The 23,327-nt window shown below is 46.7% G+C and carries 22 protein-coding genes and 2 tRNA genes; 9 read left to right on the top strand and 15 right to left on the bottom strand.

The features are described from left to right. Positions 1 to 799 precede the first annotated feature (799 nt). The 7 genes from BCOA_RS29220 to BCOA_RS29190 all read right to left on the bottom strand — a co-directional run bounded on the left by BCOA_RS29220 (position 800) and on the right by BCOA_RS29190 (position 7,995). Positions 800 to 1,270 (bottom strand): divergent PAP2 family protein, encoded by a 471-nt coding sequence (locus tag BCOA_RS29220; protein ID WP_014097584.1) that lies wholly within the window; start codon positions 1,268 to 1,270, stop codon positions 800 to 802. Between the two features lie 61 nt (positions 1,271 to 1,331). Continuing rightward, positions 1,332 to 2,477 (bottom strand): N-methyl-L-tryptophan oxidase, encoded by a 1,146-nt coding sequence (gene solA / locus BCOA_RS29215; RefSeq protein WP_014097583.1) that lies wholly within the window; start codon positions 2,475 to 2,477, stop codon positions 1,332 to 1,334. 75 nt (positions 2,478 to 2,552) lie between these two features. Beyond that, positions 2,553 to 3,719, bottom strand: coding sequence for an NAD(P)/FAD-dependent oxidoreductase (locus BCOA_RS29210; protein ID WP_014097582.1), 1,167 nt, complete (start codon positions 3,717 to 3,719; stop codon positions 2,553 to 2,555). A 527-nt stretch (positions 3,720 to 4,246) separates the two neighbouring features. Then, positions 4,247 to 5,716, bottom strand: a complete 1,470-nt coding sequence (locus tag BCOA_RS29205) for an aldehyde dehydrogenase family protein (protein ID WP_014097581.1) — start codon at positions 5,714 to 5,716, stop codon at positions 4,247 to 4,249. A gap of 14 nt (positions 5,717 to 5,730) precedes the next feature. Continuing rightward, the gene (locus BCOA_RS29200) at positions 5,731 to 6,660 is read right to left on the bottom strand and encodes an ornithine cyclodeaminase family protein (RefSeq protein ID WP_014097580.1); all 930 of its coding nucleotides are present in this window, start codon (positions 6,658 to 6,660) and stop codon (positions 5,731 to 5,733) included. A gap of 1,171 nt (positions 6,661 to 7,831) precedes the next feature. After that, a tRNA-Ala gene (locus tag BCOA_RS29195) sits at positions 7,832 to 7,904 on the bottom strand. An 18-nt stretch (positions 7,905 to 7,922) separates the two neighbouring features. Further along, positions 7,923 to 7,995: transfer RNA gene (locus BCOA_RS29190), tRNA-Ala, on the bottom strand. Between the two features lie 166 nt (positions 7,996 to 8,161). Here BCOA_RS29190 and BCOA_RS29185 point away from each other — a divergent pair. Beyond that, the gene (locus BCOA_RS29185) at positions 8,162 to 9,163 is read left to right on the top strand and encodes a potassium channel protein (RefSeq protein ID WP_014097579.1); all 1,002 of its coding nucleotides are present in this window, start codon (positions 8,162 to 8,164) and stop codon (positions 9,161 to 9,163) included. Positions 9,164 to 9,280: 117 nt separating this feature from the next. Here the strand turns inward: BCOA_RS29185 and BCOA_RS29180 are convergent, their stop codons facing one another. After that, positions 9,281 to 10,630: a glucose-6-phosphate isomerase gene (locus BCOA_RS29180; protein ID WP_014097578.1), complete on the bottom strand. Its 1,350-nt coding sequence runs from the start codon at positions 10,628 to 10,630 to the stop codon at positions 9,281 to 9,283. Between the two features lie 156 nt (positions 10,631 to 10,786). Here BCOA_RS29180 and BCOA_RS29175 point away from each other — a divergent pair, with 156 nt between their 5' ends. The 3 genes from BCOA_RS29175 to BCOA_RS29165 all read left to right on the top strand — a co-directional run bounded on the left by BCOA_RS29175 (position 10,787) and on the right by BCOA_RS29165 (position 12,200). After that, entirely contained in the window at positions 10,787 to 11,017 is a 231-nt protein-coding gene (locus tag BCOA_RS29175) for a DUF378 domain-containing protein (RefSeq protein ID WP_014097577.1), read from the top strand. Between the two features lie 143 nt (positions 11,018 to 11,160). Further along, positions 11,161 to 11,640 (top strand): GyrI-like domain-containing protein, encoded by a 480-nt coding sequence (locus BCOA_RS29170; protein WP_225620993.1) that lies wholly within the window; start codon positions 11,161 to 11,163, stop codon positions 11,638 to 11,640. A 362-nt stretch (positions 11,641 to 12,002) separates the two neighbouring features. Then, a complete protein-coding gene (locus BCOA_RS29165; RefSeq protein ID WP_014097574.1) occupies positions 12,003 to 12,200 on the top strand; it encodes a hypothetical protein in 198 nt (65 codons plus the stop codon). 315 nt (positions 12,201 to 12,515) lie between these two features. On the opposite strand, the gene yugI is transcribed toward BCOA_RS29165, so the two are convergent. Continuing rightward, positions 12,516 to 12,902, bottom strand: coding sequence for a S1 domain-containing post-transcriptional regulator GSP13 (yugI, locus tag BCOA_RS29160; protein WP_014097573.1), 387 nt, complete (start codon positions 12,900 to 12,902; stop codon positions 12,516 to 12,518). Positions 12,903 to 13,167: 265 nt separating this feature from the next. On the opposite strand from yugI, the gene BCOA_RS29155 reads away from it, so the two are divergent. Further along, positions 13,168 to 13,377, top strand: coding sequence for a helix-turn-helix domain-containing protein (locus BCOA_RS29155; protein ID WP_014097572.1), 210 nt, complete (start codon positions 13,168 to 13,170; stop codon positions 13,375 to 13,377). Positions 13,378 to 13,771: 394 nt separating this feature from the next. Here the strand turns inward: BCOA_RS29155 and BCOA_RS29145 are convergent, their stop codons facing one another. Next, positions 13,772 to 14,803 (bottom strand): NADH:flavin oxidoreductase/NADH oxidase, encoded by a 1,032-nt coding sequence (locus BCOA_RS29145; protein ID WP_014097571.1) that lies wholly within the window; start codon positions 14,801 to 14,803, stop codon positions 13,772 to 13,774. 198 nt (positions 14,804 to 15,001) lie between these two features. On the opposite strand from BCOA_RS29145, the gene BCOA_RS29140 reads away from it, so the two are divergent. After that, complete coding sequence (locus BCOA_RS29140; RefSeq protein WP_014097570.1) at positions 15,002 to 15,859, top strand: aldo/keto reductase; 858 nt, start codon at positions 15,002 to 15,004, stop codon at positions 15,857 to 15,859. A gap of 382 nt (positions 15,860 to 16,241) precedes the next feature. After that, positions 16,242 to 17,084: an aldo/keto reductase gene (locus tag BCOA_RS29135; protein ID WP_014097569.1), complete on the top strand. Its 843-nt coding sequence runs from the start codon at positions 16,242 to 16,244 to the stop codon at positions 17,082 to 17,084. A 388-nt stretch (positions 17,085 to 17,472) separates the two neighbouring features. Here BCOA_RS29135 and BCOA_RS29125 read toward each other — a convergent pair whose 3' ends face one another. The 3 genes from BCOA_RS29125 to BCOA_RS29115 all read right to left on the bottom strand — a co-directional run bounded on the left by BCOA_RS29125 (position 17,473) and on the right by BCOA_RS29115 (position 20,082). Further along, complete coding sequence (locus BCOA_RS29125) at positions 17,473 to 18,723, bottom strand: L,D-transpeptidase family protein (protein WP_014097567.1); 1,251 nt, start codon at positions 18,721 to 18,723, stop codon at positions 17,473 to 17,475. Between the two features lie 415 nt (positions 18,724 to 19,138). Continuing rightward, positions 19,139 to 19,351 (bottom strand): hypothetical protein, encoded by a 213-nt coding sequence (locus BCOA_RS29120; protein WP_235221920.1) that lies wholly within the window; start codon positions 19,349 to 19,351, stop codon positions 19,139 to 19,141. Between the two features lie 131 nt (positions 19,352 to 19,482). Next, entirely contained in the window at positions 19,483 to 20,082 is a 600-nt protein-coding gene (locus BCOA_RS29115) for a peptidylprolyl isomerase (RefSeq protein ID WP_014097565.1), read from the bottom strand. Between the two features lie 134 nt (positions 20,083 to 20,216). On the opposite strand from BCOA_RS29115, the gene BCOA_RS29110 reads away from it, so the two are divergent. Together BCOA_RS29110 and BCOA_RS29105 are read left to right on the top strand one after the other, a co-directional pair. Further along, positions 20,217 to 20,600: a kinase-associated lipoprotein B gene (locus tag BCOA_RS29110; RefSeq protein ID WP_014097564.1), complete on the top strand. Its 384-nt coding sequence runs from the start codon at positions 20,217 to 20,219 to the stop codon at positions 20,598 to 20,600. Between the two features lie 206 nt (positions 20,601 to 20,806). Continuing rightward, complete coding sequence (locus BCOA_RS29105) at positions 20,807 to 21,628, top strand: hypothetical protein (RefSeq protein WP_148261660.1); 822 nt, start codon at positions 20,807 to 20,809, stop codon at positions 21,626 to 21,628. Between the two features lie 293 nt (positions 21,629 to 21,921). On the opposite strand, the gene BCOA_RS29100 is transcribed toward BCOA_RS29105, so the two are convergent. Together BCOA_RS29100 and BCOA_RS29095 are read right to left on the bottom strand one after the other, a co-directional pair. After that, positions 21,922 to 23,016, bottom strand: coding sequence for an NAD(P)/FAD-dependent oxidoreductase (locus tag BCOA_RS29100; protein WP_014097562.1), 1,095 nt, complete (start codon positions 23,014 to 23,016; stop codon positions 21,922 to 21,924). Further along, positions 23,009 to 23,323, bottom strand: coding sequence for a (2Fe-2S)-binding protein (locus BCOA_RS29095; RefSeq protein ID WP_014097561.1), 315 nt, complete (start codon positions 23,321 to 23,323; stop codon positions 23,009 to 23,011). Before BCOA_RS29095 ends, BCOA_RS29100 begins: the two co-directional genes overlap by 8 nt. Positions 23,324 to 23,327: the final 4 nt, after the last annotated feature.

Here is a 23,327-nt window from a genome sequence, read left to right as displayed (position 1 = left end):
CGGTTCGCTCGGCTATTCCATAACGGTTGCTTTGAAAAAGTGAAAGGCTGGATAAAATCATTTAAAAGACGGTAACGTTCTCCATGTCCGCCGCCTTTTTTTGCGTTTTTTAAAACGGGTACAAGAGGAACACAGTGCTTGTAATCGTACTCCGCAAACTACGATATAGGGCTTACTGAATACATAAAATTTCTATATTTGATAAGGATGTTGACAGCTTCGGCAGAAATTGGAAATAGCTTGCACCTGAAAGCTGATTCAACGTATAGAGAAGACAGAATCGCCTTTTCGAAGACGGATTCTTCTATTTTTTGAGACATAACTTGCTTGCTGACAAATTGGGTACAAACTTAGAATCGGATTCGTTCAGCAAGCCCTAACAGAGACGACCTATATGTTAGGGAAGAGCCTCGTTTTTACTTGCTTCCTTAACATAGACAGGCTTTATGTGAAGAAAGGCCGTCGTTTTTCTTCACTTCCTTAATCTATAGACGACCTATATGTAAGGAAGACCTTTATTTTTCCGCGCTTCCTTAACCTAGACAGGCTCTATGTGAAGAAAGGCCGTCGTTTTTCTTCACTTTCTTAACGTAGACGACCTATATGTTAAGGAAGACCTTCATTTTTCCGCGCTTCCTTAACGTAGACGCGCCCTATGTAAAGAAAGGCCTGCGTTTTTCCACGCTTACTTCACATAGACAGGCTTTATGCGAAGAAAGGCCTGCGTTTTCCACGCTTACTTTACATAGGGCTTACTGAACAGAGCGGCCACATTTTGTTCATTTATATAGTCGGTTTTTTAAAACGGGTACAAGAGGAACGTCAACACGGCGGTGAGGATGCCTGTTATGATCCCGAAAAATACTTCCGCCGGTTTATGCCCTAAAAGTTCTTTCAGTTTCTGCCGGGATTCGGCATTTTTCAGCCCCGGGTCTTTCATTGTATCGAGAAGCCGGGAGAAATCTGCAAGCAGCTGGTTCAGCACTTCTGCATGAAAACCAGCCTGCCTGCGCACACCGATGGCATCGTAAATAACAATGGATGAAAACACGATGCTGATGGCAAAGGCATTGGAACCGAATCCGGAAGTCAGCCCGATCGCCGTTGTAAGGGCAATGACCATCGAGGTATGCGAACTGGGCATTCCGCCTGTACTGAACGCCATTCTCCAGTCAAATTTCCCTGATGTGATGAAATGAATGGGCACTTTTATGATTTGTGCTACAAGCATTCCAAGTAAAGCGGATAAAATCGGATACGATAAAAACATTTTTCCTCCTTCATGAAAAAAACTATTTTTTTCTGTCCGGCTGTGTACGCTGCGATGATGATCATGCAAGAGCCGCCCGGTTAATTGAAAAAAGCGGCAATGGGCTTTCGGCATTTTCTTTTAACACCATTTGGCTGAGCATCTCTCCGACACTGCTTGCAAATTTAAAGCCGTGTCCTGAAAATCCTGCGGCTATGGCCACATTGGGATATACAGGATGGGTATCGATGATGAAATGTTCATCCGGCGTATTGGTGTACAAGCATACTTTTCCCTTTTTTAAGCGGCCGGCTGCCCCCCGCATGTATGTTTTCAAAAAGGCCCGGATATCTCCTTCGTCTTCACGGTATGCGCCAAATTCCCGGTTCATTGTATCAGGGTCTGCCGCCTGCCCGCCGTCATGGCGCCCGACTTTCACGCCGCTTCCATTAAAACTTGGAAAACCGTAGTATGTTCCTTCGTATCCGTCCATTGTAAAAGCCGGAAACACATCTGCATTGAACAGCGCTTCGTCCGCTTCAAACCAGCCGACCGTTTTCCGGACCGGCTGAAGCGGCAAATTGAGCCCTAAGTTTTCAAGCAATTTCCCGTTCCACGCACCGCCGCTGACAATGCATTTTTCAGCGGTGAATGTGCCGGTTTCTGTTACAACGGTGACAGTTTGTCCGTCGGTTTTCAAATCTGTAACCCGGGTATTGGCAAGCAAGCGCGCACCTTTTGCTTCCGCCAGTTTACGGTAGGCGCGGATACAATTTTCGGGAAACAGGACGCCGGCATCCGGTTCATAAATGGCCTGGAAGCCAGCGGGAAGTGAAATGCCAGGCCAGCGTTTTTCCACTTCCGCACCGGTCATCATTTTAATCGGGAGGTTGTATGTATTTGCGCTTTCGATTGCTTCGTTTAAAAAGGCCGCATGATCCTCCGGGCTGAAACTGAGGACGCCGGTCTTGGCAAAAATCTTTTCTCCGGATGCCTTTTCCAGTTCATCCCAAAGCGTTTGCGCCCGCAACACGAGCGGCACGTAATCCCGTCCTTCCCCGTAGGCATGGCGGATGATTCTCGTTTCGCCGTGGTGGCTGCCGGATGTATGCGGCGGGTCAAAAGCATCCAGCAAAAGCGTTTTTACACCTTGCCTTGCCAGAAAATAACCGGCTGCCATTCCCATTGAACCGGCACCAACGACAATAACATCGTAATGTTTCTCCATTGTATTCCCTCCCTTTCCGTTATTATAACTATACCATGTAGTTTGGAAAATGAGGCAAAAACAGAAGATGCCCTTTTAATAAATGGCATCTTCTGTAACAAGGTCGTTTTCTGCAAACCGTTCGACCCGGAGCGGTGTAAGATCAATGGTTTCATACTTTCCGGTCCGGATCAGGTCCGACAGCCCCTTTCCGACGGCCGGTGCCTGCTGCATGCCGTGCCCGCTGAACCCGAATGCGACAAAATACCCTTTCATTTCCGGATGCTCGCCGATGATGGCATTATGGTCGGCCGTATTGTAGTCATAAAGGCCGGCCCAGCCGCGTTCGACTTTTACCTTTTCAAAATTCGGGATGCGGCCAGCGAGAATAGGCCAAATCTGCTCCTCAAATTCGGACCGCTTCCAGCTGAAGTCGATCGCCGGCTTTTCCTCTTCCCCGTATCCGGCAATGATTTTGCGCCCCTCGTGCCTAAAATAGACACCGGTCAGATCCATCGTCAGCGGCAACGGTTTTGCGAGCGGTTTTTCCACATCAAACATAAAAATCCGCCGCGGTACCGGTATAACCGGAAGTAGCAATCCGGCTTTGCTGCTCAGTCCGGAAGCCCAGGCGCCCGCACAGTTCACGACAACAGGCGCAAAAAACGCCCGGCCATCCTTGAGCTGCACGCCTTTTATCCGGCCCTCTTCCGCTAAAAAGCGGTCCACTTCTTCATACATATACTCCGCGCCGAGATGTTTCGCATTTTTTATAAACCCTTGCATCGCCGTGTACGGGTCCAAATACCCGCTTTCCGCGCAATACAGCCCGCCTGCAAGATCACGCGTGCTGAGTTCGGGAATGAGCCCTAGCAGTTCTTTTTTTCCGAGCCATTCAGATGAGACGCCGTTTTGGTGCTGGAGTTTCAAATGCTTTTTAAAATGCGGCATCATTTTTTCTGACGCCAGAAATAAGTATCCGCGCTGTTTCAAATCAATTTCAAACGTTTCGCTGTCGATTGCCATATCACGGGCAAAATTTTGATAGGCTTTAAGGCTGTACCGGCTCATTTGAATATTGACCGCCGTTGTAAAAAGCTGCCGGATGCCGCCTGCGCTCCGCGGGGTTGAGGCATATGCATACGAAGGATCCTTTTCAAATACAATGATTCTGCCGGCAAATCCATCCGCGAGCAAATGGTACGCCACACTCGAACCGATAATCCCGCCGCCAACAATGATCACATCCGCTTTGTTTTTCATCCCATCCCGCCTCTATTCTAAAAATAGTCGCCTCATTCTTCCGCTGGCGCCGTATGCACGGGCCTCTATCCTGAAAATATGTGCCGGCTAACTTTCATTCTTTTGCTAGAGCCGCGTTCAGTGCGGCATGGGCGTCTACCCTGAAAATATGCATCGCTGATTTTTATTCTCCCGTTGGCCCATAAGCATGGGCCTCTATCCTAAAAATATGTGCCGGCTGATTTTCATTCTTTTGCTAGTGCCGCGTTCAGTGCGGCATGGGCGTCTAATTGTTGTCGACCTCTCTTTTTTGTCTTTGCCAATCCACTGATGGCGCTGCATGCATGGGCGCTAATTGTTGTCGATTTTGATATCGCGTACGCCTGATTCCACTTTCAACTTGTGGTTTGGAAAATCTTAAACATTCATGCTGATCATTTTGCCCCTGTTCCTATTGGCGCGAAGATAAAGCATGGCACTTTTTACCTGCCAAACATGTAATGATGTGCTGATCCGTTTTCACCCTGCTGCCCGTGCGGCAGAGGAGCCTAATTGTTGTCGATCTGGGCGCGCTGCAGTTTCCCGCTGAAATCGACATACACGGCCTTCCATTCCGTGTATACATCAAGTGCTGCCGGCCCTGAGTCACGGTGCCCGTTGCCCGTTCCTTTTGTCCCGCCGAACGGCAGATGGATTTCAGCCCCTGTCGTCCCGGCATTGATGTAGACAATCCCGGTATCCAGATCACGCATCGCCTGAAAAGCTTTATTCACATCTTTTGTAAAAATACCGCTCGACAGCCCAAAAGTGACGCTGTTGTTAACGACAATCGCTTCTTCAAGGCTTGCCACTGGAATGATCGAAACAACCGGGCCGAAAATTTCTTCCTGCGCAATGACCATTTCTGGGCTGACATCCGTAAAAACAGTCGGCGCATAGTAGTATCCTTTTCCCGGCAAAATGCGCCCGCCCGTAAGCAGCCTTGCCCCCTCTTTTTTACCTGTTTCGACATACTGGTGGATGCGGTTGAGCGCTTCTGTATTGATAACCGGGCCGACTGCCACCGTTTCATCAAGGCCGTCGCCAATTTTCAATTCCGCCGTTCGCCGAATCAGTTTTTCCTCCAGTGCATCTTTGATCTTTTTATGGACGATGACCCGGCTTGTGGCCGTGCATCTTTGCCCGCTCGTGCCGAATGCGCCCCAAAGAATGCCGTCCACTGCAAGATCGAGATCCGCATCATCCATGACAATCACGGCGTTCTTCCCGCCCATTTCAAGCGAAGTCCGTTTCAGAAGGCCGCCCGCCCGTTCGTTAATTTTACGCCCGACTTCATTTGATCCGGTAAAAGAGATGAGACCGATGCCCGGATGTTCCACCATCGCTTCACCAATCACGGAACCGGAGCCATGGACAAGATTGACAAGCCCTTTTGGGAGCCCCGCTTCTTCATAAATTTTCACAAATGCGCACGCTGTTGCCGGCGTTTCCGTGGCTGGCTTCCAAATCACCGCATTCCCGGTTACAAGCGCCGGCAGTGACTTCCAGGAAGCAATGGCGATCGGAAAATTCCACGGCGTGATCAGCCCGGCAATGCCGACCGGCACACGGATGCTCATCGCAAATTTATTTTGCAGCTCAGAGGGTACGGTATCACCAAATTGGCGTCTCCCTTCCCCTGCCATATAAAAGGCCATGTCAATCGCTTCCTGTACTTCCCCGCGCGCTTCATCGATCACCTTGCCCATTTCGCTTGTAAGCGTGCGCGCGATCTGTTCTTTTCTTTGTTTTAACAGTTCCCCGACTTTGTATAAATAGTTTGCGCGCTCAGGTGCCGGGACGAGCCGCCACACGCTTTGCGCGCTTTTGGCAGCCTGGACGGCACGGTCAAGGTCCGGTTCGGCGGATTGCGCCACTTCGCCCAATGTTTTCCCGTTTGCAGGATTTACAACCGGGGCAAATTTTCCCGTTGACGGTTCGCACCACTCGCCATCAATGTAATTCAAATATTTTTCCATGTGTTGTTCCCCCTTTAAAAATCGAGCATTTGCCCGATTCCAAGCTGAATGGCTTTTTTATAAACCGTTTCTGCAGCCACCAGGTCAAACAGGGCCATGCCTGTTGATTTAAAAACCTGTAGCGTGTTTGGATCCGGTTTTACTTTTTGCGTGACAATTTTGGAAAACGGAATGGTTTTAAGCCGGCTGTCTACATCCCCGCTTTCCTTTGCGGCATCGTGCGAGTCGATATATATCGATTTCAAGTTTTTCAGAAGCGCATCAGGAAATTCGCGCATATGCGGCTGGTATGAGCCAATGCCAATGACAAGCTTTCCGTCGTAAAGGTCTTCTTCCGGCAGTACAGGTGTGGCAGATGATGTTGCCGTAATGAGGATATCGGCCTTTTCGGCAAGTTCACGGGCGGATTTGGCAATATGAACCGGGATATTTGGAATGAGCGTTTTGAACCGGCGAATAAACGGAGGAATGTTAGAAGGTGTCCGGTTGAATAAAAAAATGTTTTCGATGTTGCGTGCGGTGCAAACACCGGCAAGCTGATACAGCCCTTGGTAACCCGTTCCGATAAGCCCGGCTGTTTTGGCATCGCTTGGCGCAAGATATTTTGCCGCCGCCCCGCCGATTGCCCCGGTCCGGAGCCCGGTTAAAACCGTTCCGTCCATGAGCGTTTTCATGGATCCATTCCTGCTGTCGACGAGCAGCACAGCACCCTGGGTCACCGGCCGGTCCTTGTTGTCCGGGAAAACGGAGACGATTTTTGCGCCGGCTGCCTCATTTGTGCTGCACGGCATGAAAAGGACGGAGTTGTCCCGGATGGTAAAATGCGTGCGCAGCGGCATTTGATAACCGTTTTCTTCATAGATGCGGTATGCTTTTTCTACAGCCGCCATCATTTCCTGCATGGAGGCTGCTTTGAGGACATCACATCCATTAAGGACAAGCAAGGCCGCACCTCCTTCCTTCAGGGATTTGGTAAAAATATATGTGAGGCAAAGCGGGAACATGATAAAAAGGATTTGGCAGCCGAGGATACAGCAACTTCGGGACGTGGGCTCGCGGCTTTTGTCTGATTGGAGGGCTCTAGTGGGACAATTCTTTGTTCCCGGGCTTATATTTTGTCTTTCATCAAACGAATGAAAGACCGTTTGCGTGTTCATGGACCTGTATTTTGTCTTTCATCGGCTCTATGAAGGGCAGTTCACTGTTTCCCGGCCAGTCTTTTGTTTTTCATCGGCTCTATGAAGGACAATTCGTCGTTTCCCGGCCAGTCTTTTGTTTTTCATCGGCTCTATGAAGGACGATTCGTCGTTTCCCGGCCAGTCTTTTGTTTTTCATCGGCTCTATGAAGGACGATTCGTCGTTTCCCGGCCAGTCTTTTGTTTTTCATCGGCTCTATGAAAGACAGTTCACTGTTCTTTGGCCGGTGTTTTGTCTTTCATAAGCCCTATGAAGGACAGTTTGCTGTTCTTTGGCCGGTGTTTTGTCTTTCATAAGCCCTATGAAGGACAGTTCGTCGTTTCCCGGCAGGTGTTTTGTCTTTCATCGGCCTTATGAAGGACAGTTCGTCGTCTCCTGGCAGGTGTTTTGTCTTTCATCAGTCTTATGAAGGACAGTTCACCGTTCATGGCCCGGTGTTTTGTCTTTCATCGGCCTTATGAAGGACAGTTCGCCGTCTATGGACCTGTGTTTTGTCTTTCATCAGGCTTATGAAGGATAAATTCTCCACGGGGTTAGCTGCTTTTATCTAATTGGATGCTCTATCGGGACAGTTCTCCACGGAGGTTCGTCGCTTTTGTCCAATTGGAGACTCTATCTGGACAATTCTACTCGGAGGTTTACTGTTTTTGTCTAATTGGGATCACCAACGGGACTGTTCTCCCTGGGTGTTTGCCGCTTTTGTCCAATTGGAACGCCTAATTAGACATTTCCAACCACGTTCTTGCTGCTTTTGTCTAATTGAGCTCGCCTGGGGACAATTCTCTCCGAATTGTTGCCGCTTTTGTCTGATGGCGTACACCAACGGGACAGTTTTTCGCAGGAATTGATTTTATTTTTCATCAGAAAGGCATATACGCAAAAACGTCCAACCCGTAACAGGCTGGACGTTTTCCAGTATGGAGCATAGCGGGTTCGAACCGCTGACCTCTTGCATGCCATGCAAGCGCTCTCCCGGCTGAGCTAATGCCCCGTGATATAAAGTTGGGAATGGAGCATAGCGGATTCGAACCGCCGACCTCTACAATGCGAATGTAGCGCTCTCCCAACTGAGCTAATGCCCCGTTTTGTCATGATCACCGTTTTTCATCAGCGACAATGTTATTATACAATGCGAAAAACGATCGTGCAACTATTTTTTTAAAAAAATATTTTCCCGTTTGCCGCCTTGTTTTTCCGCATTGAGGCCGGGGAATACTATTGGAGATACCAAAAAAGGAAGTGGACGGTATGTTTCATTTATTTTATTACCGTTTTTTACGCTGGCCGATCATTGTCCGGATATTGAACTTGGCCCTTGCTGTGATCTTTGCATTCGGGCTGGCTATCCATTTTGTCGAGCCGAAAACTTTCCCGACGGTTTTTGACGGTATTTGGTGGGCTGTTATCACGACGGCAACGGTCGGTTACGGGGATTTGTACCCGGTCACTTTGGCGGGCCGGCTGATCGGCATCATCCTCATTTTATCGGGTGCCGGCATACTGTCTGCCTATTTCGTGGCGCTGGCCGGTGCAACGGCTACACGGCAAAACGCTTTTTTGGAAGGAAAAGCGGCGTTTACGGGAGGGAAACAAATGGTCATTATCGGCTGGAACGAACGCGCCAGAAAAGTGATCGGGCAGCTCATGGAATTAAAAGAGCGGCAGCCCGTTGTATTGGTGGATGAAACACTTGAATCCAACCCTTACCCTTATGACAATGTTTATTTTATAAAAGGAAAGCCGTATCAGGACGAGACGCTGAAAAAAGCAAATGTCAAGGCAGCGAAGGCGGTGCTGATCACGTCCGACCAGCATAAAACGGAGACGGAAGCAGACATGGGCGCAGTCCTGACACTGCTTGCCGTCAAAGGCTTGAATCCGGATGCATATTGTATTGTGGAGATCCAGACAGCCGACCAGGTTGTAAATGCCAAGCGGGCGGGCGCGGATGAAGTGATCCAGGCAAATACACAGGCAAGCTTTGTCATGCTGAACAGCCTGATTTCAAACGGAATGTCCGATACGCTTTTGTCGTTATTGAACCAGCAGGAAAAAAATCACCTTGACTTTATTCCGGTGAAGCCGAAGTGGCGAAACTTGACGGTAAAAGATTTGAGCCGGCAGCTGCAAAAAGAGCGGAAAATTTTAATCGGCATCCAATCGGGGGATGACACCATGATCAATCCGCCCTTGGATTATACCATTACGGATGAAGAGCATTTGTTTGTCGTTTTGGAAAAAGACAAGTAACAATGCAAATGCAGAATCCCCTTTTGATCAGCCGAAAGTTTTGGCTTACAGTCGATCCTTGGCGCTTTCCTCAAATGAAAAAAAGCAGGGCTGCCCATTGCCCTGCTTTTTTCTGCATTATTTCAAACGTTTTTCGAGTGCTGCTTTTAAATCTTCATAGCCCGGTTTGCCGAGGAGTGCGAACATGTTTTTCTTGTATGCTTCAACACCAGGCTGGTCAAACGGATTGACGCCATTTAAATAGCCGCTTACCGCGCAGGCTTTTTCAAAGAAGTAAACGAGGTAGCCAAATGTGTAGGCATCGGTTTTCGGAATCGAGACGACCAGGTTCGGTACGCCGCCGTCTGTATGGGCAAGCAATGTGCCTTCAAATGCTTTGTTATTCACAAAGTCAACGGTGCGGCCGGCCAGGTAGTTCAAACCGTCCAAATCGTTTTCTTCTTTTTCAATTGTCAGTTCTTCGCGCGCCTGCTCGACTTTTACGACCGTTTCAAACAAATCGCGACGGCCTTCCTGTACATACTGGCCAAGGGAATGCAAGTCGGTCGAGAAGTTTGCGGAAGAAGGATAGATGCCTTTTTGGTCTTTCCCTTCACTTTCACCGAATAATTGTTTCCACCATTCAGAGAAATATTGCAGTCCCGGTTCGTAGTTAATCAACATTTCGATCGTTTTGCCTTTGCGGTACAGAATATTGCGGACAGCCGCATATTGATAGGCAATGTTTTCCGCTACTTCAGGGTTTGAGAAATCATCAACGGCTTTTGCTGCTCCGTCCATCATCGCTTGGATATCAACGCCGCTTACTGCGATCGGAAGCAGACCGACAGGCGTTAACACAGAGTAACGGCCGCCGACATCATCCGGAATCACGAATGTTTCGTAGCCTTCCGCATCAGCCAGCGTTTTCAATGCCCCTTTTGCGCGGTCTGTTGTCGCATAGACGCGGCCTTTTGCTTCTTTTTCGCCGTATTTTTCAATGAGCAGTTTGTTGAAAATACGGAAAGCAATCGCCGGTTCTGTCGTTGTTCCGGATTTGGAAATGACATTGATGGAGAAATCTTTTCCTTCCAGAACGTCCATTAAATCTTTCATATAGGTGGAGCTGATGCTGTTGCCGACGAAGAAAATTTGCGGGTTTTTGCGTTTTTCCTTCGGCAGCACGTTCATAAAGCTGTGGTTGAGCATTTCAATGGCAGCACGGGCACCGAGATAAGAACCGCCGATCCCGATCACAAGTAGCACGTCGGAATCATTTTGGATTTTTGCTGCTGCTTTTTGGATACGGGCGAATTCCTCTTTGTCATAGTCTTTCGGCAATGTCAGCCAGCCGGTAAAATCATTGCCGACACCGGTTTTTTCATGTAAAAGTTTGTGGGCCAATCGAATCGGTTCGCTTAAGTATGTAATTTCATGTTCGTTAAAAAACGCGAGCGCTTTTGAATAATCAAACTGAATATGCGTCATTGTCCAGATCCTCCTGTTATCGATTTACCATCTCCACTTTACCGAATCTTTACCCTTTTCGCAAGGAATGTAACGAATTTCTCACATTTCCTGCATGCATAATGTTTGCAGATTCTTGCCATGCTATTCCTGTACATTGAACAAGGAGGTAGAGAAATGAGCATTGTACAAAGAATTGCGTTAATTTTCACGATTATTGGCGCGATCAATTGGGGCCTTATCGGTTTTTTCAACTTTGATCTGGTAGCGGCCATTTTTGGCGACAATTCCGCGATCTCCCGGGTCATTTATGGCATTGTCGGCATTTGCGGCCTGATTAACCTCGGCCTGCTTTTCAAACCGGATGCCGAAGTGGAGCGGTCCACCCAGGCAAAACCGACGAGATAAGAGATACAGCCTTGGGAAACCGTGTTTTCATTGTAACAAAGGCAGTGCAGCATGCCTGCCTTTTTTTGTGTTTTTTTATCTTATTTTCCTTTACGCCCGCTTCTTTTTTCATTTAAAATGAAGCTATAAAGATGAGCGGGGAAGTGTGCAGCTTGGAAATTCAAATTGTTCAGAAACATGCATTTAACGCAGTCGGGAGCAAATGGACCGGTACCTTCGAACAGGCAGCAAACGGGGAGATCAAAAGATTTTTCCATCAATTTAAGCAAAAAATGGGGAAAATCCGTCATTGCACGGATCCCAGTGTTGTGATCGGGCTTTCCTACCACTCGCAGGATGATGAAGGTTTGTTTTCCTTTTATCTTGTCCGTGAAGTGGCCTACATAGAAGCGGTTCCGGAAGGCATGACAGCTCTGACTGTTCCTTCCTATACATTTGCGGCTGCGAAATATAAAGGCGAAGACGTGCAAAAAGCGTATGCCGAGTTGTATAAATGGATCAGGAAAAACGGCTACACCGTCTTTCAGGGGCAGCTTGAGCATCGTGAAGATTATCCGACATCATACGAACCTTTAATCGATGAACCCGAATTGACCCTTTATATCCCGCTATATATCGAATAATACACGGGTGAGTTTTCCCGCGTTAGGCAAACGATTCTGCATGGCACATGGTTTCAGACAGATGCAACTGGTAAAGCGCATTCAGCATACGATATAAAATGAACTTAAATTTTTCGCGTCAAAATCAACCGACATTGCTTCTTGCAACACATGTAGTCATGTTTCGTTCAACTAAAAAGAAGAACAGTGCAGGATCATCATGGGTTTCAAAATTGATTTAAATATAAATAATAGGTGGAGGTGGGTTCTATGCTTAAAAAAAGAACGGATTTTGAAAACGTTAAAGATTATGCCCAATACACGGAATCTGTGGAATTTCTTTCACAATATTCCTTTAAAGGAAAAAGTTTGAGATTTATGATATGGCCCTCGATGTGAAAGGGGAGGAAAAAGCAGCTACTGATGTTTATGCTAAATTGCATAAACATGGAGATAACGGTGATTTTTCTGGCTTCGTTTTCAACATTGGTATACAGAATTGGGAGGAACAAAACGAACCTGACTGGGACATTCCAGATGACTTTATTCCTCTCCAAAGAAATGATGGCGATGGAAACTAACATGAAAAAATATATCGATGTTTATACCTAATAGGGACCCGCTTGACGAAAGGGACGAAAATCAGCCAATTGGTCTAACGGTGACCTGTGCGTACAAGCGATCTGCATCACGCTTTTCATGCGGCGGCGCTGACAAGTTTTCCGTTATTGGCCATTCTTCCCGCTTCATGCTGTGTGACAGTAGCGGGATTTTCGGCCTGATCTTGGCGGCACGGCACTATGATCCGTAAACTGAATGGTCCGCGCAGACTGCGGTATGCCCGGCTTTTTTCGGATAAAAAAATCCGGACAATCTATATGCCCGGAATCGCCCGATTATTTTTTAATTAAATCTTCACGTTTTGATTTTTCAATCCACTCTTTTAACTTATCGCGCAGCGTGTTGAACCCTTCCCCGGACTCTTCAGCGGCCTTCACGGCACCCTGACGCCGGCGCGGTTTCCTTGTGTCCTGGTGCGGTGCTTCTTCCGTGGCTTTAATGGAAAGGCTGATTTTGCCGTTTTCTTCGTCTACCGACAACACTTTTACTTTGACTTCATTCCCGATGTGGACATGATCGTGAATATCTTTGACATATCCGTGTTTAATTTCGGAAATATGGACAAGGCCTTGTGTCTCTTCATCAAGCGCTACAAACGCGCCAAACGGCTTAATTCCGGTCACTTTTCCGGTATATACATTTCCTGCTTCATAATTTGACATGAAAACACTCCTAGTATTGTTTTTTCCTGTTATACGCAATAAAATATTATATCATAGTCACGGGTGCCTGTCATTCCCAAAATATTTTTCAGGCCTGGCCCCGGCTGGCACCCAGACATTATTTAACATTTTTATCGTGCCCGTGTTTAAAAAAGTTCAAAAAATTGCTTCAGCCTGCCACCCGCCTATATGCTACAATAAAATAAAGAAATGAAATGGAAAGGAAGTATTTTTATTCAAAATAATCGTTAAGGGAGGGCGTCTCATGAATAGCTTTGGCGAGAAGTTGAAATTTTACCGTGAATTAAGCGGGATGAGCATTGAAGAACTGGCCGTGAAAGCCCGGATTGGCAAGCATACACTCGAGCAGTACGAAACCGGGGAGCAAATTCCGACCACACAGACGATATTAAAACTCTCCACTGTTCTTGATGTAGCCGCTTCCGTATTTTTGGAAGCGCTCGGAAAAAAATAATTGTATAAGAGGTTTAAATTCACTTCACAACGGCTATCCTAATACTACAATGCTTTCTTTAGTGAGGGCGACTTTCGGGAAGCCGCACTATCATAAGTATTCCCCCTTTTTTTATTTTGCGGGTCCGGTTTTCCGGCCCCGTTTTTTGTATGCTGTAAAAGAAGAAAACAGCGCCCCGTTCAGTGCGCTGTTTTCCTGTTTTTGGATTCGCTTCATTGCAGGCCAAGTTGCCCGGTCCGGGATGCGCGGACGGCCGCTGCAAACGGCCTTCCTTACCTTTTTGAGAACCCTCTTGTGTCTTGGAGCGGCACACCTGCGTCTTTACAGGGCGCGATACCGGCTTCGAGTGGTCGATTCGGATACTTTCACGGATGGCCGCTGCAAACAGCCTTCCTTACCTTTTTGGAAACCCCCTTGTATATTGGATCGGCACACCTGCGTCTTTGCCGAGCGCGATCCCTGCATTGAGCGCCCAATAAGGGTTGCGGAGCATGCCTCTGCCGACCGCAACAAGATCTGCTTCTTCGTTTCCGATTACCGCATTGGCAAGAACCGGGTCTTCCAGCCGGCCGACTGCAATGACCGGAACGTTTAAAGCCTCTTTGATCTGGCGTGCAAGCGGCACCTGATAAGCGGCGTGCGTCCCCGGGCGGCCGGCCGCACCGATATGGCCCTCGCCTCCGGAACTAATATGAAACAGGTCAACACCGGCTTCTTTATACGCCTTCGAAAGCGCAATACTTTCTTCAATGCCATACCCGCCATCGACATATTCACGGGCTGAAATGCGCATAATAAGTGGCATGTCGGCAGGCATTTCGCTTTTGGCAGCGGCAATGACTTCTTTTCCAAATAATGCCAAATCCTGTCCGTATTCATCTGACCGTTTGTTTGTATAGCGCGACTGGAATTCATGGATCAGATAACCGTGTGCGCCGTGCAGTTCGATCGTGTCAAAACCGGCCTGGACAGCGCGGCGGACAGATTCGCCAAATTTGCGGACGATTTCTTTGATTTCTTCCTTCGTTAATGCCCTCGGTGTTTTTGCATGGTCATCAAAAGGGATGGGGGAAGGGGCAACTGGTTGTTTTGCATCCTGTGCTTTTCTGCCGGCATGTCCGATTTGAATCCCGACTTTGGCGCCGTACTGGTGGCACGCTTCCACAATTTTGGCAAGCGGCGCGATCTGCTCATCAGACCATAAGCCGAGATCGTTGTCGGTAATTCTGCCGTCCGGCTCCACATCGGTCATCTCCATAATGATCAGGCCGGTGCCCCCGATGGCACGGCTGACGTAATGGACATAATGCCAGTCAGTGGCAACGCCGTCTTTTTTCTCAACGGAATATTGGCACATGGGAGGCATGACAATACGGTTTTTCACTTCAAGCGATTTCAGCTTGTACGGGGTAAATAAATCATTCATTGCAAAACCACTCCTTACGGCTGTTATTTTTGCACCTGAACCGCTATGTAAATTGGCGGAAAAGTTCGTTCCAAATATAACAAACCGATGTACCAACCGTCAAAATTTGCGCTCACAGTCTTGTGCGTGGCACAAAGCTGCTTGATTGTGTTAAAATCATCGTACACTTACATATCTAAATGAAAGAGGGAATGAAGGATGGCTCAAACGATTCCAAATTTAAAATTCAATAACGGCGTTGAAATCCCGCAACTCGGTCTCGGTGTTTTTCTTGTAAAAGAAGAAAATGAGTTGAAAAACGCTGTGAAAGCCGCGCTGGAAACCGGCTACCGCCATATTGATACCGCGATGATTTACGGGAATGAAACATATGTCGGCGAAGCAATCCGGGAAAGCGGCGTAGACCGGAAAGAAATCTTCATTACGTCGAAAGTGTGGAACTACGACCATGGCTATGAGGAAACAAAAGCCGCTTTCCAGGCGAGCCTTGACCGTCTTGGCACCGATTATTTGGATCTTTATTTGATCCACTGGCCGTCACCGAAATATATTGAAACATGGAAAGCAATGGAAGAACTTTACCATGAAGGCAAAATTAAAGCGATCGGCGTATCGAATTTCCAAATCCACCATTTGGAAGATTTGCTGGCCCATAGCGAAGTGGTACCGGTGATCAACCAAATTGAGACACATCCGGAGTTTCCGCAAAATGAACTGCATGAATTTCTAAAGCAACACAATATTTTACATGAAGCATGGGGCCCGCTCGGCCAGGGCAAGAACAACCTGCTTGAGCAGCCTGTTTTGGTTGAGCTTGGGAAAAAATACGGGAAAACCCCGGCGCAAATTGTGTTGCGCTGGCACGTGGAACGCGGTATTGTCGTCATTCCAAAATCGGTGACCCCGAGCCGGATTAAAGAAAACAGCGAGATTTTCGATTTCTCGTTAACGCCGGAAGATATGGAAAAAATTGCTTCATTGAACACCGGGAAACGGTACGGAAGGAATCCGGATGACGAAGAATTTTTAGCACAAACTTCCGTAAGGCCGGAATAAAGATGGGCAGCTGTCCTCTGGGCAGCTGCTTTGTTATTTGATTTTCCGGAATGATACCGGTTTCTCCCGGAGCGCCTCCCATTGCCAATTTCTTGCGGCTTTCCGGCGATTGATTGATTTTTCCAGAGATCCCCTTTGGTTTTGCTGTACTTTTCATGCCGGCTGCTTTTTTTCCAGCGAATGCGAAGCCACCATGGGAGGTTCATGCCCGCCGTTTCGCGGGGGGCTGTGCCTGTTGTTTTGGATCTTTTCGCCTGAACCCGCTGGTTTAAATTTTACGCTGGTTTTTCTCTGCCCCAAGGCAGCAAGATCAATCATCAAAATGGACGCATTTTCCAGCCATTGGTATACTGATTACAAAATACGAAAGGAGCGATAGAAATTGTCTATTTCCATTCCTGAAATCAAATTGAACGACGGGATGACCGTTCCGGCTGTCGGATTCGGCACGTACAAACTGAACGGGGCGGCAGGCGTCCAGGCGATCGTAAGCGCGATTGACGCGGGTTACCGCCTGATTGATTCAGCGTTTAATTATGAAAATGAAGGGGCGGTCGGCGAGGCGGTCCGGCGCTCTTCTGTTCCGCGTGAACAGCTGCGCATCACTTCGAAACTCCCGGGGCGGCACCATGCTTATAAAGAAGCGGTCCAAACCATTCAGGAATCATTGTACAGGGCCGGCCTCGATTACTTTGACCTTTACCTCATCCACTGGCCGAACCCTAGCAAAGATTTATATGTGGAAGCATGGCAGGCGCTTGTCGACGCGCAAAAATGGGGGCTTGTCCGCTCGATCGGCGTTTCCAATTTTTTGCCGGAGCATTTGCAACGGATCATAAAAGAAACCGGGGTTGCGCCGAGCATAAACCAGGTGGAACTCCACCCTTATTTTGCACAGGAGGAGCAGCGCGCCTGGCATGAGGAACATGGGATCGTGACGGAATCATGGAGCCCGCTTGGAAGAGCGAACCATCTGTTTGAAGATCCGGCGATTCAAAAAATTGCTGCAGCCCATCAGAAATCTGTCCCGCAAGTGATTTTGCGCTGGCATACGCAGCTTGGCGCCATTCCGCTCCCGAAATCGGCTTCACCGGAAAGGCAGCTGGAAAACTTGTCTATCTTTGATTTTTCGCTTTCTGAAGAAGAGATGCGCACCATATCCGGGTTAAGCCGCCCGGACGGCAGGACTTTCGGCCAGGATCCGGCAACCTATGAAGAATTTTAAAGACATATTTGTGAACGATGCAGATACGTATTTTGAGAAGGTTCCGGCAATCTATGAAAAATTTTTAAGCCATGTAAAAAAAGGGGCTATCCCAATAGTCGTTAAACGGCTGATGGGAGCCCCTTATTTTTGTAAGTATGATATAGTTGGTTGTTGGTTGTTCATTTCAGTCACGATGCCCACAAACGTTTCATGAATCTCACAATTATCTGTTCAGGAGCCAACGGGACTGCTCCTTTTTTTATAAGCACGATACAATTGGTTGTTCGGTTTCCGTCACGATGCCCACTAGCGTTTCATGAATCTCACAATTATCTGTTCAGGAGCCAAATGGGACTGCCCCTTTTTTAAAACAAGAACCGGACCGGATAGAAGCCGGTTCCGGCCATTAATAAACGATGACCGGTTCGTTTTGTTCCAGGTTGTCATAGACGGTTTTCATGACACTTGGCGGCGTGTTCACACATCCGCCGGAGCCGTGGTGGACATAGGCGTCCATGGCCCAGTTCTTCCGCCAGCTCGCATCATGGAAGCCAACACCGCCGAGCGTGAAAGGCGCCCAATATTTTACCTTAACGGAATAATTCGGGTTGCCCGCTTCACTGCCCTCCAATACAGACGGGGACTCTTTATATTCGATGTACCAAACCCCTTTTGGCGTATCTTCGTGTGTATCATGCCTTCCCGTTACAACCCGGGTCGTGACTTTCAGCTTGCCGTCCTTATAAATCCAGATGCGCTGGTCGGAAATCGACACTTCCGCATACGTATCGCCAATCCCGTTTTCGGCCAGGACATGGTAGCCGACGCCGATCGTGCTGTACCCTTCGCCGTAAATATTGTAAGCCTTGACGGTATCCTTGCCGTTTTGAAAGGCGTCCGCAATCCGTTTCGCTTCCGCTTTCGTATCAATCGCCCAGCCGTACGACTGGCCTTTTACGGAAATGACGGAGCCCGCATGCGTTTTGAAACTGAAGTTTTTATGGAGCGTCGATTTCTCCTTGTTCAACGCATCCAGCCGCGACTGGATGCCGGACGGGTCAATTGCTAGTTTCATATCTTTTGAGACGGATGCATTTTGAATTAGTTCACTTGCCTTGAACGGATATTTCTTTTCCTGCAGGATATAGTTGACAGTCTTGTTCGAGAGTTCCTCAAGCTTTTGCTTTTCCTGCTTTACAATTTTGCTGTTTTCGCGGACCGGTTGAAGTTTTACCGGACGCAAATGAATTTCACTATTGTATTTTTGTGTGTCATATGCCTTTAACATGGCGGAAATGTCGTATTGATTGCCGTTTTCGCTTTTCGATACACCAATTTTTCCGTCCTTCAGATAAGCCTGTGCATCTTTTGGTGCCTGCAGATGTTGATTTTGCTGTTCCAGTTTTTTGGAAACTTCCTGCTTCAGTGTCACATTGCGGTAGTGATCCGTCCGCCCCGGCATGACCATATAATTTTTCTCTTTAAAAGACGGAATCCATGTGCGCTGGGTTTTGAAAACGCGTTTTACCTTCGCCATATCACCGTCTGTAAAACGGACCTTTGTATCTTTCCCGTCCACCAAAACTTTGTTCCCGACATATACTTTATTTGTTAATGTCATAGACTTTAATTTTTTCATCGCCTGTTCAGTGGTCATGCCGCCGACTTTGACGTTGTTGATTTTGACATGCGGATTAAAACGGGTAGCCTGGTAATAGCCGGCACCGCCTAAAAGAATGATGACAACTGCCGCAATGATGCCAATAAGAAGACTTTTCTTCCTGGTTATGGCCGATCACCCCAATAAAGTAGTTTATGTTACAAAAAGATTACATCATTTACATATAAGATATATGAATCAGTCCGGTTATACAAGTCATTTATTCCATTTCATCCAACGTTCACAAATCTTTGGGAAGCGCATGACGCCATCCCCTGCTTTTTCCCCCGGAAACAGCGGTGTTTTAGCCTGACATCTCATCTGTCTGCTCCTATAAAAAAGAAAACACAATAAGCGCATTTGTAATGGCATGCCGTAACCACATCTGCCACCTCCTATAAAAAAGAAAACGCTAATCCGCATGCGGAAAGCGATTTTTCTTCATGATTTCTTCTTCCAGTTTTTTTGCCTGCTTCACCTGCTTTTCATTGATTTTCCGGAAAATGAAAAACACGAGCACCGCAAGCAGCACAAAAAAGGAAAGTGAGATCAACGCCGGGATATAATATTTTTTCTCCTGCGGAAATTGAACAAGAAATCCGATGAGATATGGAAACAATGGCACTTCCCCCTTTTCAACCATTATAACAGCCAGGGGCCGCAAATGAAACGGTTACAGCACCGCATTTTTCACGCGGTGCTGTTGAACAGGTTTCCGAAAAAAGCCGCAGGGCAGGCCGGCATGGTAACTCGCGATTAACGTATGGTGATTTTTTCGATGATGACATCGTGCACCGGTTTATCCTGCAGACCTGTACGGACGCCGGCGATTTCATCGACAACCTCCATGCCTTCCATGACCTGGCCGAATACGGTGTGACGGAAATCAAGCCACGGTGTCCCCCCTTTTTCCATATAAGCTTCTACGACTTCAGCCGGGTAACCCGCCTGTTCCATTTGCCCTTTCATGCTGGGATCAACCGTTTTGCTTTGGACGATGAAAAACTGGCTGCCGTTTGTGTTCGGGCCGCCGTTGGCCATGGACAAGGCACCGCGGAAATTGAAAAGCCGTTCTGAAAATTCGTCTTCGAACGGGGCGCCGTAGATGCTTTCGCCGCCGGTCCCGTTTCCGCTCGGGTCCCCGCCCTGGATCATGAACCCATCGATCACACGGTGGAACGTCAAGCCGTCATAGTAACCGTTTTTGCTGTGCGTGACAAAATTCTCGACCGTTTTCGGCGCAAACGCTGGAAACAGCTTGATCGTGATCGTTCCCATATTGGTCTGCATGTCTGCGACCGTTTCGTTTTCGCGCACGCCCGCTTGAAGTTGCGGATACATGGTTTCGTCTGCCATATGTTTAAAACCTCCATTTGTTTCACTATTCTTGTCTACTTTACTAAAATCCGGGCAAAAAGTCCAAACGTTTTCTTTTGCTTCTTTCCGGCTTTTTCACCATAATGGTAGTAAAAGCGCAAGGGGGAATCAGCTTGGAAGTTGGAGATAAGATTGTGACAACGAAAAAAACCGGGAAATATATTGGAGAAATTACGCAAGTGTTTCCCGACCATTATGTATTTAAGGTACTGGCCGTGTTAAAGCATCCCGCCCAGGGGGATTTGCACCACCCGAATGAAGGGGATGTACCGTTTTTCCATGAGCGGAAAGCTTTGGCCTTCGGAGAACAAGCGAATATCCCGCGGAAAACGGTCAAACCGTACAACGGCGAGATTCCGGATTACGAGGCGTCGCTAAAAACCGCTGTCCGCGAACTGATGGAAAAGCTTGAAAAAGAAGACACACTTTACAGCCGGAAAAGCATCGCCGCGTTAAAAAGTCTGATGAAAGAATACGGCATATCACCCGTTGGATGATTTTTCCAGCGGGTTTTATGATGCTTTTAAAAAAAGTCAACCTAAGGGAATTCTTCTTTCACCCCCCTTTGCGGTATAGTTACAAACTTTATACCCAAAAAGGACCAAGAAATTAAGAGAAATGATGATTTCATCTTATATAGTCATATTTCAATGTTTTTGTCCTGGTTTTTTTGTTCATGTTAAAATAAAAGAAAAAATAGGGGGTGGCTACCATTTACAAACTGGCTCCATATTTGTTGATGGCAGGGATGATTTGTTTGACAGCAGACGGCCTTTGGGTTGCGGACCACTATGATTGGATCCGTCCCGCTTTTCCTAAACAAACGTGGAACTTTTTGGCAATCGGGGTGCTACTTGTTCTCATTGCACATTTTATCATCCGGCTCCATGAAACGAACGGGGTGAGAGCTGAAAACCATGGTTTGAAAACAGATAATCGCCAATATTTTAACAAATTATGGGAGAAGCGAGAAAGGGTTGGTAACCAACTATGTGTAATCGTTCTTATTTTACTGGGGTGCAGTTTTCTGGTTGATATTTTATTTATGGTCTTTATCGCAAAACTTCTCGTTCTGTTGGGGATTGTAGGCATTGCATTTGTTTATATGGCCCATGATGACCATATGCCTGAACATGAGTATCCGTACGGCAAAAGCACGCGTATAAGACGGATCCTGAAGTGGCTGGACTACAGAAAACATCCTTTCAGCATATCGTTTTTTCTGTATCTTTTTATCGTGATTGCCATTTTACTGCAAAAGCCACTGGATTATGAGCTGGATCTCCAATCAAACGGAAGCTCAAGATACGCTACCGATGTCCCATTTGATATGTATGCACTGGCCGGTTTTCTTTTTGCCTGTACATTCCTCTATATATTCCATCACTGTGACTTTTTTGGCATCCGCCCAAAAAAACAAAGTGATGATAAATTGCTCTTTATTCATTTTGCTGAGATGATGATTTGCGGGATTATTTTTTTTATTTTTATCTTTTTGCTGTTTGAAGCATTGTTGCAAGAATAGTTAACTCTTTCAAGGCTACTCCCTCATCAAGCCGTATGTGCCTTATTAAGGCATACGGCTTACTGATTTGTTATGAATCAAAACACAGACCTTGAGGCAATTCTCAGTTCGAGACAACGATTTTCCCGAAACGGAGCGTCAAACAACTTTTTACGATACCTTTTTTCTAATTCAAAAGATGCTCAAAATCCTGCTAAACTAAAAATCAATCTATAGATTTATTTTAAAGATAAATATTCTTCACTGTCTTTGCCTATTAATCAGGATCCTCCATAATCTATAGTAGTTTACCTTTAAACTGACTGCTTTGAAAAACGGCTGATCTGGTAATCTTTTATAGAAATAGAAGTCGTATCTTTCATAATCAGTTCGGACATTAAAGTCCCGATTAACGGAGATAAAGTAACACCGCTATGGGTTACAGCAATATATAATTGATCTACTTGAGGTACTTTCCCTAAAATGGGAATGCCATCTTCCGGGATTACTCTAATCCCCGAAAAACACCTGACTACATTGGCTTTGGCCAGATCAGGGTAGTACTGTATTCCGAATTTGGCAGTTTCCTGAATAATATCGAGTGTGCTTCTACGATCATAGCCAGCCTTCTCCATTGAGTAGCCAATTAATACAGGGCCACACTGCATTTGTCTCATCATTCCGCCGATTGTATGGTGAATGAATGGTTTTAATGGCTCTGTCACGATGATCTGTCCCCTCACTTTTTCAATCGGGACAGATACATTAAGAAAAGCGCCAAGTTTCTTAGTCCAGAGTCCTCCAGCCAGCACGAGTTTTTCCGCCGTAAATTTCCCTTTTTGGGTGTGTACAACAAACTTCCCTGCCTTCTTGTCGATTCCGGTGACTTCGTTATAAAAAGAAAAGGTGACATCGTGGGCCCGATTCGCTTTTATATACTTTTCCAGTAATTTAAAGGGATTTACATTGCCGTCCACTGGACTATATGTAGCCCCTACAACATTTTGAGAAAAATAAGGTTCCTTTTTTAACACTTCTTCCCGGCTCAATAATTCAACTGGAATTCCTGCATTACTTTGAGACTGTACCATTTTTTCAGCTTCTTTCATTTCTTCAACAGAAAAAAATGGTTCGATACCACCCGTCCGTGCATATTCGATATCGCCAATTTTCCTTTCCAATTCAGGATAGAGTTCTGCACTGCACTTTGTAAAATAGGCATAAGTATCCGGTTTTTTACCATGTACCCATACCCAAGCTTGGGTTGCTCCGGAAGTTCCAGATAATGGGAATCCCTTATCAATGACAAGAATATTTTTCTGTTTCTTATCTGATAGGTGGTACGCAATTCCATTTCCAACTACGCCGGCACCTATGATGATCACTTCATATTCACGTTGATTATTCATTTGCATGACCTTCACTTAACGAAGTTTTCACTGGTTTTTCCTTGTCTTCTCCGAGCAAAGATTCCAAGGGTATCATTCTAAGCGGCAATCTCATATGAGTGTAGGGAATTTTCGATAATGGGATCTGTTTACGTTTGCTTATCAATTTGGAAACTTGATAAAAGCATGCCTTTGCCTGGCAGGACCCCATGCCACATCTTGTAAATCTTTTAACATCATCAAAGGTCTCTGCGCCCAATGAAAGAACGGATTCCAAATCCGAATAGGTAACATCTTCACAGGGACAAATAATCGTTTCTTCATTCAATATG

The organism is Heyndrickxia coagulans 36D1 (genome assembly GCF_000169195.2).
GTDB lineage: Bacteria > Bacillota > Bacilli > Bacillales > Bacillaceae_C > Weizmannia > Weizmannia faecalis.
Note: the sequence above shows the minus strand (reverse complement) of the source record. Positions and strands in the feature narration are given on the sequence as shown.

Excerpts from the sequence above, each read along its gene's own strand:
- BCOA_RS29220 (WP_014097584.1), bottom strand. The coding sequence starts at position 1,270 with ATGTTTTTATCGTATCCGATTTTATCCGCTTTACTTGGAATGCTTGTA.
- solA (WP_014097583.1), bottom strand. The coding sequence starts at position 2,477 with ATGGAGAAACATTACGATGTTATTGTCGTTGGTGCCGGTTCAATGGGA.
- BCOA_RS29210 (WP_014097582.1), bottom strand. The coding sequence starts at position 3,719 with ATGAAAAACAAAGCGGATGTGATCATTGTTGGCGGCGGGATTATCGGT.
- BCOA_RS29205 (WP_014097581.1), bottom strand. The coding sequence starts at position 5,716 with ATGGAAAAATATTTGAATTACATTGATGGCGAGTGGTGCGAACCGTCA.
- BCOA_RS29185 (WP_014097579.1), top strand. The coding sequence starts at position 8,162 with ATGTTTCATTTATTTTATTACCGTTTTTTACGCTGGCCGATCATTGTC.
- BCOA_RS29180 (WP_014097578.1), bottom strand. The coding sequence starts at position 10,630 with ATGACGCATATTCAGTTTGATTATTCAAAAGCGCTCGCGTTTTTTAAC.
- BCOA_RS29175 (WP_014097577.1), top strand. The coding sequence starts at position 10,787 with ATGAGCATTGTACAAAGAATTGCGTTAATTTTCACGATTATTGGCGCG.
- BCOA_RS29165 (WP_014097574.1), top strand. The coding sequence starts at position 12,003 with ATGGCCCTCGATGTGAAAGGGGAGGAAAAAGCAGCTACTGATGTTTAT.
- yugI (WP_014097573.1), bottom strand. The coding sequence starts at position 12,902 with ATGTCAAATTATGAAGCAGGAAATGTATATACCGGAAAAGTGACCGGA.
- BCOA_RS29155 (WP_014097572.1), top strand. The coding sequence starts at position 13,168 with ATGAATAGCTTTGGCGAGAAGTTGAAATTTTACCGTGAATTAAGCGGG.
- BCOA_RS29145 (WP_014097571.1), bottom strand. The coding sequence starts at position 14,803 with ATGAATGATTTATTTACCCCGTACAAGCTGAAATCGCTTGAAGTGAAA.
- BCOA_RS29140 (WP_014097570.1), top strand. The coding sequence starts at position 15,002 with ATGGCTCAAACGATTCCAAATTTAAAATTCAATAACGGCGTTGAAATC.
- BCOA_RS29125 (WP_014097567.1), bottom strand. The coding sequence starts at position 18,723 with ATGACCACTGAACAGGCGATGAAAAAATTAAAGTCTATGACATTAACA.
- BCOA_RS29115 (WP_014097565.1), bottom strand. The coding sequence starts at position 20,082 with ATGGCAGACGAAACCATGTATCCGCAACTTCAAGCGGGCGTGCGCGAA.
- BCOA_RS29100 (WP_014097562.1), bottom strand. The coding sequence starts at position 23,016 with ATGAATAATCAACGTGAATATGAAGTGATCATCATAGGTGCCGGCGTA.